The sequence below is a fragment of the Verrucomicrobiia bacterium genome, assembly GCA_019634625.1.
Classification (GTDB): domain Bacteria; phylum Verrucomicrobiota; class Verrucomicrobiia; order Limisphaerales; family CAIMTB01; genus CAIMTB01.
In genome coordinates this window covers 1-14,646 of sequence record JAHCBA010000079.1, presented here as the reverse complement: position 1 = coordinate 14,646, position 14,646 = coordinate 1, and the positions used below count along the sequence as shown (strand labels likewise).

Annotated in this window: 12 protein-coding genes; 2 read left to right on the top strand and 10 right to left on the bottom strand. The window is 67.7% G+C overall.

Features of this window, described 5'->3' with window-relative positions; genetic code table 11:
• Together glnA and KF833_24005 are read left to right on the top strand one after the other, a co-directional pair.
• Positions 1-346 (top strand): glutamine synthetase (glnA, locus tag KF833_24010; GenBank protein ID MBX3748383.1); only part of this gene is annotated, 346 nt, incomplete at its 5' end.
• A 368-nt stretch (positions 347-714) separates the two neighbouring features.
• A complete protein-coding gene (locus tag KF833_24005; protein MBX3748382.1) occupies positions 715-1,815 on the top strand; it encodes a hypothetical protein in 1,101 nt (366 codons plus the stop codon).
• A 58-nt stretch (positions 1,816-1,873) separates the two neighbouring features.
• Here KF833_24005 and KF833_24000 read toward each other — a convergent pair whose 3' ends face one another.
• From KF833_24000 to corA, 10 genes are all read right to left on the bottom strand, one after another.
• On the bottom strand, positions 1,874-3,076 hold the full coding sequence (locus KF833_24000) for a molybdopterin molybdotransferase MoeA (GenBank protein MBX3748381.1): 1,203 nt from the start codon (positions 3,074-3,076) through the stop codon (positions 1,874-1,876).
• A gap of 12 nt (positions 3,077-3,088) precedes the next feature.
• A complete protein-coding gene (locus KF833_23995) occupies positions 3,089-4,174 on the bottom strand; it encodes an undecaprenyl/decaprenyl-phosphate alpha-N-acetylglucosaminyl 1-phosphate transferase (protein MBX3748380.1) in 1,086 nt (361 codons plus the stop codon).
• Entirely contained in the window at positions 4,171-5,298 is a 1,128-nt protein-coding gene (locus tag KF833_23990; GenBank protein ID MBX3748379.1) for a glycosyltransferase, read from the bottom strand. Before KF833_23990 ends, KF833_23995 begins: the two co-directional genes overlap by 4 nt.
• On the bottom strand, positions 5,295-6,491 hold the full coding sequence (locus tag KF833_23985) for a glycosyltransferase family 4 protein (protein ID MBX3748378.1): 1,197 nt from the start codon (positions 6,489-6,491) through the stop codon (positions 5,295-5,297). Before KF833_23985 ends, KF833_23990 begins: the two co-directional genes overlap by 4 nt.
• A 14-nt stretch (positions 6,492-6,505) precedes the next feature.
• Entirely contained in the window at positions 6,506-7,741 is a 1,236-nt protein-coding gene (locus KF833_23980; protein MBX3748377.1) for a glycosyltransferase family 4 protein, read from the bottom strand.
• Between the two features lie 71 nt (positions 7,742-7,812).
• On the bottom strand, positions 7,813-8,736 hold the full coding sequence (locus KF833_23975; GenBank protein ID MBX3748376.1) for a glycosyltransferase family 9 protein: 924 nt from the start codon (positions 8,734-8,736) through the stop codon (positions 7,813-7,815).
• 12 nt (positions 8,737-8,748) lie between these two features.
• Positions 8,749-10,617, bottom strand: coding sequence for a hypothetical protein (locus KF833_23970; protein ID MBX3748375.1), 1,869 nt, complete (start codon positions 10,615-10,617; stop codon positions 8,749-8,751).
• 3 nt (positions 10,618-10,620) lie between these two features.
• Complete coding sequence (locus tag KF833_23965; GenBank protein MBX3748374.1) at positions 10,621-12,030, bottom strand: sigma-54-dependent Fis family transcriptional regulator; 1,410 nt, start codon at positions 12,028-12,030, stop codon at positions 10,621-10,623.
• A complete protein-coding gene (locus tag KF833_23960; GenBank protein MBX3748373.1) occupies positions 12,027-13,283 on the bottom strand; it encodes a PAS domain-containing protein in 1,257 nt (418 codons plus the stop codon). Before KF833_23960 ends, KF833_23965 begins: the two co-directional genes overlap by 4 nt.
• Positions 13,284-13,303: 20 nt before the next feature.
• The gene (gene corA / locus KF833_23955) at positions 13,304-14,344 is read right to left on the bottom strand and encodes a magnesium/cobalt transporter CorA (GenBank protein ID MBX3748372.1); all 1,041 of its coding nucleotides are present in this window, start codon (positions 14,342-14,344) and stop codon (positions 13,304-13,306) included.
• Between the last annotated feature and the right edge of the window lie 302 nt (positions 14,345-14,646).

The window sequence follows — 14,646 nt, the reverse complement described above, 5'->3', positions numbered from 1 at the left end:
ACGCGTCGAGTACCGCCCGCCCGATCCGGCCGCCAATCCCTACCTCTGCTACAGCGCCCTGCTGATGGCCGGCCTGGATGGTGTCCTCAACAAGATCGATCCGGGCGAACCGATGGACAAAAACCTCTACGAACTGCCCCCCGAGGAACTGGCCCGCGTGCCCAAGGTCCCCGGCAGCCTCGCCGAAGCCCTCGACGCCCTCGAAGCGGACCACGACTTCCTCCTCAAGGGCGATGTGTTCACCAAGGACTTCCTCGCCATGTGGATCGAACACAAGCGCCGGGAACAGGACGCCATCCGGCTCCGCCCCCACCCGTACGAGTTCTTCCTCTACTACGACTGCTGAACCGGCTGGACATCCAGAGTTGAGCCGGGGTTCGAACCCGCCTTCGAGGATTCGACCCCCGGACTGATCGCCCCTCCAGTCACGACCCCGCCCGGGGTCGTGACTGGAGTCCGGCCATGTTGGGGAGCCACAGAGCCGCTTCGATTCCCTTCGTCGGCAACGTCGTTGGAAACAGGGTCGCGACAATGGCGGTCCCAAGTGAGTCGGCTGACGGTTTCCGTGGTGTCCGGATGGCGCCGAACGCGCAGCGGATGCGTCGGGAAGTCCGGCCTGAGAGCCTGTCTCAGCAGGATCGTCCCGCCCCCCCCATGCTCCCCGGCGTTCCGCTTTGACGGCGCATCCCCGAAGGCGTAGAAATCCCGTCATCGATGATGAATACCTTCGGGCGCATTCTCGGGGTCGGCCTGCTCGGAAGCACCCTTGCCTGGGCGGCCGAGCCGCCCCCTGCCGGGCGGCAGGTGGAGTTTTCTCCGCCCGGCGCCGGCACCATGCCGGTCAAGCCGCTGACGGAACGCGACATTGGCGCTCGATCGTTCAATTTCCAGACCCGTGATGCTTCGGCACCGCCCGACATGTCGCCGGTCACGATGCTTCCCGCTGCGGATCAGGTGAACCAGAGCCGGATCCTGCTCGAGTTGCTCGAACGGAACGGCGCTTTCTCCGGCGGCTTGTGGGACGGCGACGAGGAAGACCGAGGGCAACGTACCGAGGTTGGCATCGACGACCTGTTCGCCCCCTCCGCCCGGCGTGCCGATGACCCCACTTCGCGGCGCGATTCGGACCGGGATCGGCGCAACCCCGGCACGGATCGGGACTCGGCGGGGCGCGACACCCGGGACAACCTCGATGGCCGCTCCGGCAGCGCGGATTCGAGGCCGGGGACCTTGGGAGACAATCGCGATGCCATGAGTCAAACCGGCCTTTCAGACACCCGTTTCCTGCCCGCCATGGACCTTCAGCGGATCGGCATGGACAGTCTGGAGCGAGACCGCCGTCCGGGAGCCGACAATCTCCTCGATCCGGACCGATCCCGCGGTCTTCGCTCCTCCGGATTTGGATTTCGCGACAGCGACGAGGAACGGGCGCGCACGGCGCGCATGGAATCCTTCCGCAGCCTCCTCGGTGGCAGTTCTGGCATCACCTCCTGGCAACCCGGCAACGTCCTCACACCCGGTGTCGGCGGGAACCCCACGATCGGGGCAGCGCCCGGTGGCTTCCTCGGCATCCCCGGGCGCGGCCCCCTGGGCGCCTCCGAACTCTCCGGCGGATCGCCCGTTCCGCGCCCCGAAGACTCCCTCGGCGCCTCGCGCTCGCTGCAACTGCCCGGACGAGGCCTCGATCTTGGCCTTCCGAGCGGCACTCCTCGCGCCGGCGGCTTCGGCGAGTCGCCCAATCCCATCTCCACCATGCGGCCCATGGAGCTGTTTCAACGGAAGCACGACGCCCGGATGCCCGCGAGGGCCTTCTAGACACAGGTTCCCTGGTCCCGTCTGAACGCCTCCCCCCCCCGCAGTCCGTCACGTCGCGTTACGCCAGCAGCAGCACTTCCACGTCCCGCCCCATTTCCCATACGGACCGCGGCGGCACGTCCAGAAGACCGTTCGCTTCCGCCAGCCCGGACTGAATGTGGGAAGCCTGCGCTCCCGCAATCCACACCCGGCCTTCCTCATCCAGTCGGACCCTCATGAAATGGCGTCGTTCGCCCTCGTTGCCGACCGCTTCCCCCAATCTCCCCCGCAATCGCTGCCCGTGCGCCACCTTCATTCCCATGAGGCGTCGCAAGGCCGGTCGGACCAGCAACCACCACGTGACGAACGCCGACACGGGATTCCCGGGCAGCCCAAACCACAGCGCACTCTCGAATCGGCCCCAGGCAAAGGGCTTGCCCGGCTTCAATGCCAGTCGCCAGTTCTCCACCGTGCCGCCCAAGGCCATCACGGCGGCCTTCACCAGGTCCGAATCCCCCACCGACACCCCCCCCGTGGTCACCACCACGTCGCTGGCCCGCGCCGCGTCCACCAGGGCGGCCATGGTCCCTTCCGGCGTGTCCTGGACCAGTCCCGCGGACACAAGATGAAATCCGTCCTTCGCCGCCAGAGCACTCAGCAACGCCCGGTTGCTGTCATAGATCCGACCAGGCACCAGGGGATCCCCCGGACTTGTCAGCTCGTTCCCGGTCGCCAACAGGGTGATCCGCGGACGCCGATGCACGCTGACCGTCGCGTGTCCGGTCGCCGCCAGCAATCCGACCCGCGCCGGGGACAGGGGCACTCCCGCCTCCGCAACCCGCGCCCCCAGCTTTAAATCGCCTCCCGCCAGTCGAACCCCCTCCCACGGGCCGACCGATGCCATGAATCTCACCAGGCCTCCCTCCCCGCGTGAGGTGTCCTCCTGCATCACCACAGCATCCGCGCCCGGCGGCACGATGGCCCCGGTGAAAATCCGGACACAGGTGCCGGACGTCACCAGGCGGCTGGGCAGGTCCCCGGCGCTGACCCTTCCCACTTCCTCCAAGGCCACCGGATTCTCCGGACCGGCCCCCGCCAGGTCTGCGGACTGCACGGCATAGCCGTCCACCGACGCATTATCGAACGGCGGCAACTCCACCCGGGCATTCAAATCCCCCGTTGGCACCCTCCCTGTCGCCATGGCGACCGGAAGGATCTCGGTGGTGGCCAGGGGTCGAAGACCTCCCAGGATGCTCTCTTGTGCGGATTCAAGGCTGATCATGGCTGCAATTCCTCAGGGAGTGGCTTCCGTCCCGGGCGGCCGGTCGGGATTTCGGCGCTGACGCAGTTGCCAGGACCAGGCCAGCAACACGGCCGCCAGCACGGCACCCAGGATGCCCAGGGCCGCAAACGAGCCCCGCGTGAACCGCCAACTCAGTACGATCGCCGCGACCCCCAGGAAAACCGTGACCGCGTAAAAGAAAATGGCGGCCTCCTTCTGGCTGAGCCCAAACCTCAACAACCGGTGGTGCACATGCGTGTCATCCGCGGTGAACGGATGACGCCCCCGCCGCATCCGCCCGATCACCACCTGGGTCGTGTCAAACAGCGGCAGCGCAAACAGCAGCAGCGGCACCAGCACCAGCGTGGCCGTGGCCGCCTTGAAAAACGACAACGTCCCGATCCCCGCCATCAGCAACCCCACCAGCAGGCTCCCGCTGTCCCCAAGAAAAATCCGTGCAGGCGAAAAGTTGTAGGGAAGAAATCCCAGCGTCGCCCCCGCCAACGCGAAGGTCAGCAACGCCACCACCGTGTTCCCCCCGATGATGTTGATCATCGCCAGGGACAACGCCAGCACCGCCGCCACCCCGGCCACCAGCCCGTCCATGCCGTCCAGCAGATTGGTCGCATTCGTCAATCCCACGATCCACAACACCGTCACCGGCCCCGCCATCCATCCCAACGCCCACGCCTCCCCGAACGGATTGGTCACCTCGGTGATCCGGATGCCGCCGGCATACATCCCTGCCGCAATCCCGACCTGCAACACCAGCTTCCGCGCCGCACTCAGCCCGGCCACATCGTCCAGCATCCCCACGACAAACATCAGGCACCCGCATCCAACCAGGGTGAGCACCAGCGCCTGCTGCTCCTGGAAGATGCGCGCCACCCGGTTGTCGATGAGATACAACGCCACCCACGGCACACAGAACCCCGCCAGCACCGCCAGCCCACCCAGCCGCGGTATAGGCTCGCGATGGATCTTTCTCGCCTCCGGACGGTCCACCGCGCCCAACCAGAATGCCAGCCGCGCCGCGATGGGCGTCATCAAGAACGACACCCCCATCGCCAGCAGCAGCACGGTGAAATACGTCCTCATCCGCCGTCCCGTCGTTCCGCCCGCACCCTCGCGAACAGGTCCCGGTACCGCGAGACCATCTTCTCAAGCGCGAACTCGTCTCGCGCCCGAAGCCGGCCCGCTTCGCCGAACCGCGCCCGGAGCGCCCGATCAGCGCACAAGGTTTCAAGCGCGCTGGCAAGCGCTTCCGCATCCGCCGGCGCCACCACCCACCCCGTCTCCCCATCCCGGTTCACATACGGCACTCCGGATTCCAGCCGGCAGCTCACCACCGGCTTCCCGCACGCCATCGCCTCCACCTGCACCAGCCCGAACGCCTCGTTCGGCGTGATCGACGGCAGCACGAACACGTCGCAGGCCCGCAGCAGCGCCGGCAATGCCTCATCGTCCACCTCCCCCCAGAAACGCACCCGGTCCCGCACCCCCAGCCCCCGCGCCTGCTCCTCCAACTCCCCGCGCAACGGCCCCGACCCCACCAGCCACCCCACCGCATCCAACCCGCGCAGGGCCTCAATCAGGTAACGCTGCCCCTTGTACTCCACCAGTCGCCCGATGTTCAGCAGCACCGGACGCCCCGCCGCCTCCGCCAACGCCTCCGCCATTCCCGCCGGCTCCGCCCCCTGCCGGGCAAACCGTTCCAGATCCAATCCAAACGGGATCACCTCGCACTTGTCCCGGTACCGCCTCAACACCGGCGACGCCTCCCGCTGCGGCGGCGTCGCCACCACAATCCGCGCCGCCCGCCCCAGCATCCAGTCCATCAGCGGCCGGTACCCCCGCTGTACCGACGCCTGCCGGACCACGTCGCTGTGGTACGTCACCACCCACGGCGCCGCCCGCCGCCCCAGCCACAACGCCAGATCCGCCAGCGGATTCGGGAAGTGCATCTGAACCACGTCCCCCTCCTGTCGTCCCGAAGCCAGATACCCCGGACTCACCGGCAGTGAAAACACCGTCCCCCACGCCGCACAGCGCCTGACCCGCACCCCATTCAATACCTCCCGAACCGTCCGCCCAGCGTCGTTCGCCACCACGCAGCTCACGTCATCCCCGCACCGCGCATACCCTTCGCACGACGTTTTCGTCAGGGTCTCGATCCCCCCGTGGTGCGGCGGATAGTACTTCCCCAGAACCAGGACCTTCATCCCTCTCGTCCCTCCACCAGGGCCAGCCCCAGCCGCTCGCACGCCTCCACCTGCCGCCGCCACTCAAACCCACGCCCGTACGCCGCACACCGCTCTCGCGAGGGCAGCCGCCCCGGTTCCTCCAGCACCCTCCGCAGTCGCCCCGCCAGCGATGCCACGCACCCCGCCTCGAATAGCAGTTCCCCGCCCAACGGCTCCAGCAGCTCCGGCGTCGCCCCCGCCCGCGACCCGAGCACCGGCGTCCCGCACGCCAGCGCCTCGACGGTCGCCAGCCCGAATCCCTCCAATCCCAGTGACGGCATCACCGCCACGTCCGCCGCCTGCAACAACCGCGGGACATCCGCCTCGTCCAGGTGCCCCAGCCACCGAACCCGCCCCTCCAACCCCAGCCTCCCCGCCTGCTCCCGCAGCCGTCCCTCCGCCGATCCCCTCCCCGTCAGCCACAACCGCGCCCCCGGATGCCCGTCCCCCCCCGCCGCAAATGCATCCAACAACACGTCCAGCCCCATCCGCGCCTCCAACCTCCGCACCGCCACCACCAGAATGTCATCCCCCTCCAATCCCCACGACCGTCGCACCGCCTCCCGGTCGGGCGCCGGTCGGTACCGCTCCCCATCCACCCCCCCGGGCACCACCTCCATCTCTGGCAATCGGCGCCCGTGCCACCGGACCGCCTCGCCCGCCATGGACCGGCTCAGCACCAGCACCCGCGAGGCACGTCGCAAGGCCCTCTTCTCCACCCGCCGCATGGCCCGCATGACCATTCCCCGCCCGATCCGCCTGACCCAGCCGCCAGTCTCCAATCCCGAGGCATACCGGTACTCCTCCGCCCACGGGCCATGATATGTGTGCACCACCGGAACCGGCGCCGTCGCCACCGCCGGCTCCAGATAGGCATGGTGCTGCAGGATCACCGTCGGCACGTCGTCCGCCAGGCACGCCCGGATCCGCATCGCCGCCGCCCGGTTGGCCGACCGCCACCGCGCAAAGAACGGCCCCGCCCCGGCCCGGTAACGGTGGATGAGCACCCCGCCACGCCATGACATCTCCTCCAGATCACCCCGGGGATCGACCGTCACCACCTCCACCCGGTGCCCGCGTGCCGCCAGCCCCATCGACTGCGCTTCCGCCACCTTCCACGCCCCACCCGGCACTTCCGGAGGATACCCGAGACTGACCGTCAGAAAGCGCATCGCAGGCTCTGATCTCACGCTTCCTCCGCCCCCGCTCCCACCGCTGCAAACACCCCCGCAAACCCGTCCCGCACCCGCTCCACGGTGAACCGTTCGCGGACCGTGCGCAGCCCTTCCCGCACCAGTCGCTCCCGCAGCAACCTGTCCTTCAACCCTCGTTCCATCTGCCGCCGATACTCCCCCACCTCGCCCGGCCCGGCCAGCAGCCCGTTCACTCCTTCGTAAATGATCTCCGGCACCGCCCCAGCCCTCGCCGCCAGTACCGGCACCCCCGCCGCCATCGCTTCGATCAGCACCCGCCCGAACGGTTCCGGCTTCCTCGATGCATGCACCACCAGATCCAGATCGCTCAGCACCGACGTCACTTCCCTCCGGAATGCCACCCAGTGCACCCGCCCCCGCAAGACCCCCTCGCCGGCCTCCCGCCGCAGCGCCGCCTCGTACCCCTGGTCCTCGTTGAAGGCCCCTCCCATCAGCACGAATTGTCCCCCACCCCCGTCCCGGCACCAGTCCCGCGCCACCTTCAAAAACAGGTCCTGCCCCTTCCAGGGCGTGTACCGCCCCACCATGCCCACCAGCGGAACATCCGCCCCGAGGCCCAGTTCCCCCCGTAACACCCCCGCCTCCCGCCGCCGGTACCGCTCCAGCGGAATCCCGTTCGGCACGGCAACCACCCGGCCCCCGGGCAGCCCAAGCTGCAGCAGACTCCGTCGCACAAACTCCGAGACGGCCACGCACCGCGTCGCCCGACACCACGCCTGCACCGTGAACAACCATCGCGCGGTCCGGGGAAAGAAATCGGCCGACAGCGCATCGTTCACCCACCACACCGACGGCACACCCGCCCCCCGGCAGACGGCTCCCGCCGCGAAATGATCCTTGTTCGTGCACGAAACCACCACGTCCGGATCCCACTCCGCCACCAGGGTCGCCAGCGTCTTCCGCGCGTCATGCAACGCCAGCCACGCCCGCCACGCCCGCCATGCCCGCCCCAGCGGCAACCGCCGGCCCACCGCCCTGAACGTTCCCAGAGCGTCCCCCAGCCGGTACGGCACCCGCACCACACCTTCCCTCCCCAAAGCCTCGTCCAGCGGACCCTCCGGATCGCAGGCCACCACCGATTCCCAATCGCCCCGCCCGCACGCCGCGCCCAGCAGCTCCACCAGGTTCACCTCCGCCCCCCCGAGGATCCGCCGCGCATGATCCACCCACAATACCCGTCGCGGTACGCCGCCACGAACACGCTCCATCCTCGAAGGATCCCCCGCCAAACCCGGTCCCCCTGCCCCACCCGTCGCCGGCACCTGGGTCTCCCTGGTCTTCACGTCGTCTCCCGCCCTCGCACCAGCATTCCCCGCAACACTTCCCAGACGGCATCCGTGGACAACCCCGCCAGACCCGTGTCGTCCTGCAACATCACCACCCGCTGCCCCCGCGGACGCCACAGCCTCGGATCAGTGGGACCCCACAGCACCACGCACGGCAACCCGACCGCCGCCGCCAGGTGCGTGATCCCGGAATCGTGCCCCACAAACAGCGAGCACCCCCGCAACATCCCCGCCAGCACGTCCAGCGGCACACTCCGCGCCAGCCGCACCCGGCCCGCCGGCAACCCCGCCATCAGATTCTCCAGCCGGTCCCCCTCCGCCTCCCCGCCCACCAGCAACACCCGCTGCTCCCCGTCCTCCAACACCCGCCGCAACAACTCCGCCCATCGCCGTTCCGGCCAGTTCTTCGTCTCCGAGCCGCTCCCCGGATGCGCCGCCAGCCACCGCCCATCCCCGGGAACCACCCGTTCCGGCGCCAACCGCGGCATCGGGTCCGCCCCGAACACCGCCAAGGCCTCCAGCGGTCGCAGGAACGTCTCCGTGGCGTGGAGCCCCGACCCCGCCTCCGGCCGATGCGGCCCCACGATGAACTGCGCCTGCGTGCAGCGCGCCACGTTGGTCCGGAATATCAGGTCCGGATCGTACAGGTACGACACCACCAGCCCGAACCGGTCCAGGAACGACGCCGTTCCCGCGTCCAGATCCGCACCCCGCCCGAAAAAGCCCGCCAGCGCCCGCGCCTCGATCGGATGCACCGCGTCCGCCAACCCCCCGATCAATGCCAGCCGAGCAATGTGCGGATACCCCAGCACCTCGATCGTCACCCGCGGAAACTGCCCCCGCAACGCCGCCAGCACCGGCAGCGTCAGGATGAAATCCCCGATCGCACCCCCCCGGATGACCAGGATTCGCCCCATGGTCCCTCAGGCTCACTCCGATCCGCGCCCCTCCGTCTCCCTCGGGTCGGCCGTGCCCGTGGACCGCGTGTCGCGTTCCTGCGGCGGTCGAATCGGCGCAAATTCCCCCGTCCACCGCCTCCGGTCCGCAATCAGCAGGTAATGGGGGAAGGTGCTCAGGAAATCCGGCGCCTGATTCAACGGAAAACTCTCCGGCAACTTCTCCTTCGTAATCATATCGACAATGAACTTCCCCCACTGCCACCCGTTCATCACCCATCCGCTCACGAAACGTTGATCGAGCGTGATCCGCGTCAGGTACACCGCGTTCACCGTCTTCTGCCAGTCATGGATGTCGTTGAACGACTGGTACGGATCCCGGCTCAGCAGGATCGACTGCCGGTCCCCGTACCACGCCATCGCCCACGGCATGTCCGACATGATCATCTCGTCCGGCCCGAACCAGCGCGCCACCCGCTGGATCGAGGGCGGATAATAGGGCGGATAGGCGATCGGACTCACCCGCGGCGGCCCGAAGGTGACGATCAACGGCAGCCAGCAGACCAGCACCGCCGCCCCGAGAATGACCTTCCGCCAGGCATCCACCACCACGTCCAGACTGTTGACCAGCAGCATCAGCAGCCCCGCCCCAAACAAAAAAACCAGCGGCGCCAGCACCACCAGCAGATTCTCCGAGTGGATCCGCGGCACCACATCGGACAAATGCGTCCGCGCCAGAATCTGAGCCAGTCCCAGCGTCACCAGCGCCCCCACCGTAAACCATCTCAGCCGCCCCCGGCCCGGATGCACGAACGGTACAAAAAGCCCCACCAGGAAGAACGCGGTCAGCCATGTCCCTCCCAACTGCGGCAGATCCTCCTGCAGCAACCGCCCCGCCCCGACAAACGCCTTCCGGACAATGTCCGCCCGCGTCACCTTGCCGACATCGATGTCCCGCGGATCGAGGGACCGGGTCATCCAGTCGTCGCTGAAATGCGGGGTCTCCTGCACGAGACTGTAGGCCGCAATCCCGAACGGGTTCCCACAGATCTGCCAGTTCCGCACCAGCCACGGCGAAAACGTCCCCAGAAACATCAGCGCCGCCACCCCCGACAGCACCGCCCGCCGTCCCGGAAAAGCCGCCACCAGGAACACCACCACCGGCAACGCCAGCACCGCCAGCGAGTAGCGCGTCAGCCCCAGCAACCCGCACACCCCTCCCGCCACCGCCGCCAGCACCACCGCCTTCCCCAGGCTCATGGGCGGATCGCCCCGCACCCCCAGATCCAGCCGCACCAGCACGTTCGCCAGCACCGTCACCAGAAACAACGCCAGCATCGTCGAATGCCCCGAAGCGCTGAACTGCCAAAGCAGTTCGCTCCCCAGCATCACCAGCACCGTCAGGAACGCCACCCCCGGATCGAACAGCCGCCGCGCCAGCAGCCATATCAGAAACACCGACAGGAAGAAGAAACCCTGGTTGATCAAGGTGATGACCAGATCCGGACGGTGCCTCGTGAAGATCCCCTCCTCGCTCGAAACGATGTCGTGTTGGAACAGCCCCGGGATCTTCATGAACCCCGCCAGCACCGCCGGATACAGCGGCGCATTCGCCAGGTCCGGATGCTCCCCCTTGATCAGCGGGTCCCGGTCGTCCCGGTGCTGCATGATCACGCTCATGCTCAGCGGCCGCACGTACCGGGTGGTGAACCCCCGCCCCTCGGCCAGATTCCGCGCCACCTGCGCCGCATCCATGGCCTCCTCGCTCTTCATGTTCTGAAACTCCCGCAGATCAAACACCACGGTGAGGCTCAGAATCCCCAGCAGCAGGGCGGCCAGACGCAGGTAGCGCGCTCCCGCGCCAACTTCGAGAATGTGAATGAGTTCCTGGAGGCGTGGCATGGCTCAGAATCCTTCGATGCGATACTCGTGTAGTTTGCGATGCAGCGTTCGCCGGCTGATGCCGACCCGCCGGGCTGCTTCCGTGCGGTTGCCCCCGGTCTCCCGCAGAGCCTGGAGAATCAATTCCCGTTCGGCATCCTGCACCGTCACCCCCCCCGCCAATCCCGCCGACGGAACCCGTCCCGACTTCGATTCCAACCCCGGTTCCAATCCCGCCCGCCCGCCCGGCCCGCCAGTCGGCGTCCGCACGTCGGGAGGCAGATCCCGCAGCCCGATCACCGGGCCCCGTGACAGCACCACCGCCCGCTCCACGGCGGCCCGGAGTTCCCGCACGTTGCCCGGCCAGTCGTGGACCTGCATCGCCTCCAGCGCCTCGGGACTGAAGGCGTTCGCCGTCTTCCCGTTGGCCGAGGCCGACTCCCGCAGAAAGGCCGTCGCCAGCAGCGGAATGTCCGACCGGCGCTCCCGCAGGGCCGGCATCACCAGCTCCACCACGCAGAGCCGCCAGTACAAATCCTCCCGAAACCGCCCCTCGCGCGCCATCGCACGCAGATCCCGGTGCGTGGCCGTGATCAGCCGCACATCCGACGTCAGCGTCCGGTTCGAACCCACCCGCTCGAACGTCCGCTCCCCGAGAAATCGCAGCAGCTTGACCTGCAGCGTCGCGTCGAGTTCCCCGATCTCGTCCAGAAACAACGTCCCGCCCTGCGCCTCCTCAATCCGCCCGATCCGCCGCTCGTGCGCCCCGGTGAACGCCCCCTTCTCGTGCCCGAACAATTCGCTCTCCAGCAGCGTCGGCGCCAGGGCCCCGGCATGCACGATCACCATCGGACCCCGCGCCCGCGGACTCAGCCGGTGGATCGCCCGCGCAATCAGTTCCTTGCCCGTCCCGCTCTCCCCCCGGATCAGCACTGTCGCCCGCGATTCCGCCACCAGCCGCACCGTGTCGAACACCTCGCGCATCGCCGGCGATTCCCCAATCACCTGGTCCAGCCCGAACTTCACGTCGAGCTGACGGTGCAGCGCGGTGTTCTCCGTCTCCAGCCGCCGCGTCCGCAGCGCCTTCTCGATCTTCAGCTCCAGCAGCTCGATCTCCATCCGCCCCTTGGCGATGTAGTCGTCCGCCCCACGCTTCATCGCCTCGACGATCGTCTCGTCCGAACCGTAGGCCGTCATCAGGATGCACACCGGCGGCCGGGCCAGCGATTTCGCCCGCTCAATCACCTTCAGCCCGTCCTCCTTCGGCAACCGCAGATCGGTCAGCAACACGTCGAACCGCTCCCGCTCCAGCAGCTCCATCGCCGACCGCGCATCCTCCGCCGCAAACACGTCGTACCGGTCCTCCAGCGCCAGCCGCAGCCCGTCCCGCGTGGTCTTCTCGTCGTCCACAATGAGCAGTGTCGGCGTGTTCATGCATTCGGATGCGACAGCAGCCGGACCCGCGGGGCCCCGGGCAGCCAGATGCGGAACCGCGTGCCCCGGCCCACATGGCTCTCCACATCAATCCGCCCATGGTGCGCCCGCACCAGCCGCTGCACAATCATCAGCCCCAGCCCCGTCCCCTTCTTCTTCGTCGTGTGAAACGGCTTGAACAGCCGGTTCATCGTCTCCTGCGGTATCCCACCCCCGGTGTCCTCCACGCTCAACCAGTGCCCGTCCGCATGCCGCCCCGTCTCCAATGTCAGCGTCCCCCCACGCGTCATCGCCTGCATCCCGTTCCGCACCAGATTCACCAGCACCTGCTTGATCTGGTCCGGATCGAAATGCCCCGGCGGCAGATCCGGCGCCAGCCGTTCGACCACCAGCAACCCCCGGTTCTCCAGCTCCGGACGCAGCAGCGCCAGGGTCTCCCGCACCGTCCCGTTCAGGTCCGCCGCCCGCAACCGCGGCGTGCTCGGCCGCAACGCCTGCAAAAACTGGCTCACGATCGTGTCCAGCCGCCCGATCTCCCCACGCGCCACCCCGTTGAACCGCTGCAGCTTCTCCAGCGACGCAAAGGCCCCCTGCTCCGCCTCCAACTGGTGGCTCCGCGGACGCGCCGTGCGCGGACTGTGATTCCGCATGGCCACCAGCTCCGACCGCAGCCGCCGCAGCTCCCGCTCCATCAACTGCAAATGGATGTTCAGCGCATTGAGCGGATTGCCGATCTCGTGCGCCAGGCTCGCCGCCAGCAGCGTCAGCGCCTGCAACCGCTCGCTCTCCACCGTCTCAAACTCCTTCTGCCGCGCCTCCGTGGCGTCGTTCAGGATCAACGCCAGTCCACTCCCCCCTGCCACCTCGCCATCAATGGGCGCCGCAAAAAGCCGGAAGAATCTCGGCCGCGGCCACGTCACCTCGAACTCCTGCCGCACCACCCGCGACGCCCCGCCCCCCTCCAGCGAACCCAGCTTCTCCCAATCCAGCTCCGGCAGCAGTTCCCGGATCGTCTGCCCCTCCCCCCTCGAACCGTCCGGCAACCCCAGCAGCCGCACCGCACTCTCGTTCAGATTCACCACCCGGCCGTCCCCCGTCGTCACCACAATCCCGTCCTCCACAATGTTGAACACCGTCTCGAACAGACTCCGCTCCTCCGCCAGGCGCCGCATCAGGTTGCGGACATTCTCCGCGTCCAGACGCGTCAGGCGCCCAAGGACCTTGTCAACGAAGCTGGTCTTTCCCGGAGGCATCAGGAGATCGGTCCACCCCGTCACGCCCGCCGGTCCGGCTCCGCGTCCGCACGCCCCTCCGACCCCAGCCAGCCCCGGCGGCGGAAATAAAGCAGCGTCAATACCGTCGCCGCCACCGTCAGCACCGTCACCCCGAGATACGCATGGGGAAGCCCCAGCTCCGGCATCCCCTCGAAATTCATCCCATACCACGTCCCCACCACCATGATCGGCGTGGTCGCCACCGTGATCAGGGTCAGCAGCTTGATCACCTCCCCCGTCTGCTGGCTCGACAGATTCACCGACACTTGCAGCACGTTGGTCAGCGAATCCGCATAGGCCTGGGCCCGCTCCCCGATGGTGAACAACGCATCGTACACATCCCGGTAGTACGGCACCAGGTGCGCCCGCACCAACTTGAACTCGCCCCGCGCAAACCGCGCCAGCACCTCCCGCTGCGGCCCGATGATCTGCCGGAGATGCATCACCTCCTTCTTCACCCCCAGAATCCGCCGGATGATCTCCCGGCTCTGCCGCTCGATCACCTGCTGCTCCAGATCCGCAATCTCGTACGCCAGCTCCTCCAACGCCGGCTTGTAGTTGTCCACGATCGAATCCAGCAGCGTGTGCGCCACCCGGTCCGGCGCCCGCGCCACATGCACCGTCCCCTTCCGGCACCGGTCCTCCACCGCCTGCACACTCCGCATGTGCGCGTCGTGGTACGTCACCAGGTAGTTCCTCCCCAAAAAGAAGTTCAGCTCCGTCGTCGCGAACACACCCCCCTTCCGGCTGTAATCCACCGCGTGGATCACCATGAACAGGTACGGCGAAAACCGGTCGTCGTCCTTCGGGAAATACTCCTCCACCTTCGGCGTCGCCGACTCCTGCCGGCAGTCCTCGATCGACAACGGATGGAAGTGGAAGATCTCGTCCAAAACCATCTTCGCCTCCTCCCCCGTCGCCGCCTCCAGATCCACCCACAGGAACAGGTTCGTGTCCGAAAGCAGCGTCGGCATCAGGAACGGTGCGATGTCCTGGCTGTGCAACCGCCCCTGGGTGGTAAAGGCAAATGACCGCATCATACAACGACGGCAATGCCCATGTCCGGGGCGTGCCAGAGTGACGCGATGGTACGAACCACCCCCCTGATGGCAAGCGGCAACCCCCCTCCTGCCCCCCTGCTCAATACTTGAGAGTAGGCCGCCCAGGCCTTCCCTCCCAATCATCATCCACCCCCCAGGTCGTCGCGTGCCCATGGCATTGCCTTGCCGTACCGCCTCTGCCGCGACGCCGCCCTCACCGGCAACAAGATCATCCACCTTGTTCTTATGTGCCCGGCCTTTTGCAATTGACACCCCATTTTAATGGGACCGGCACTTTACAA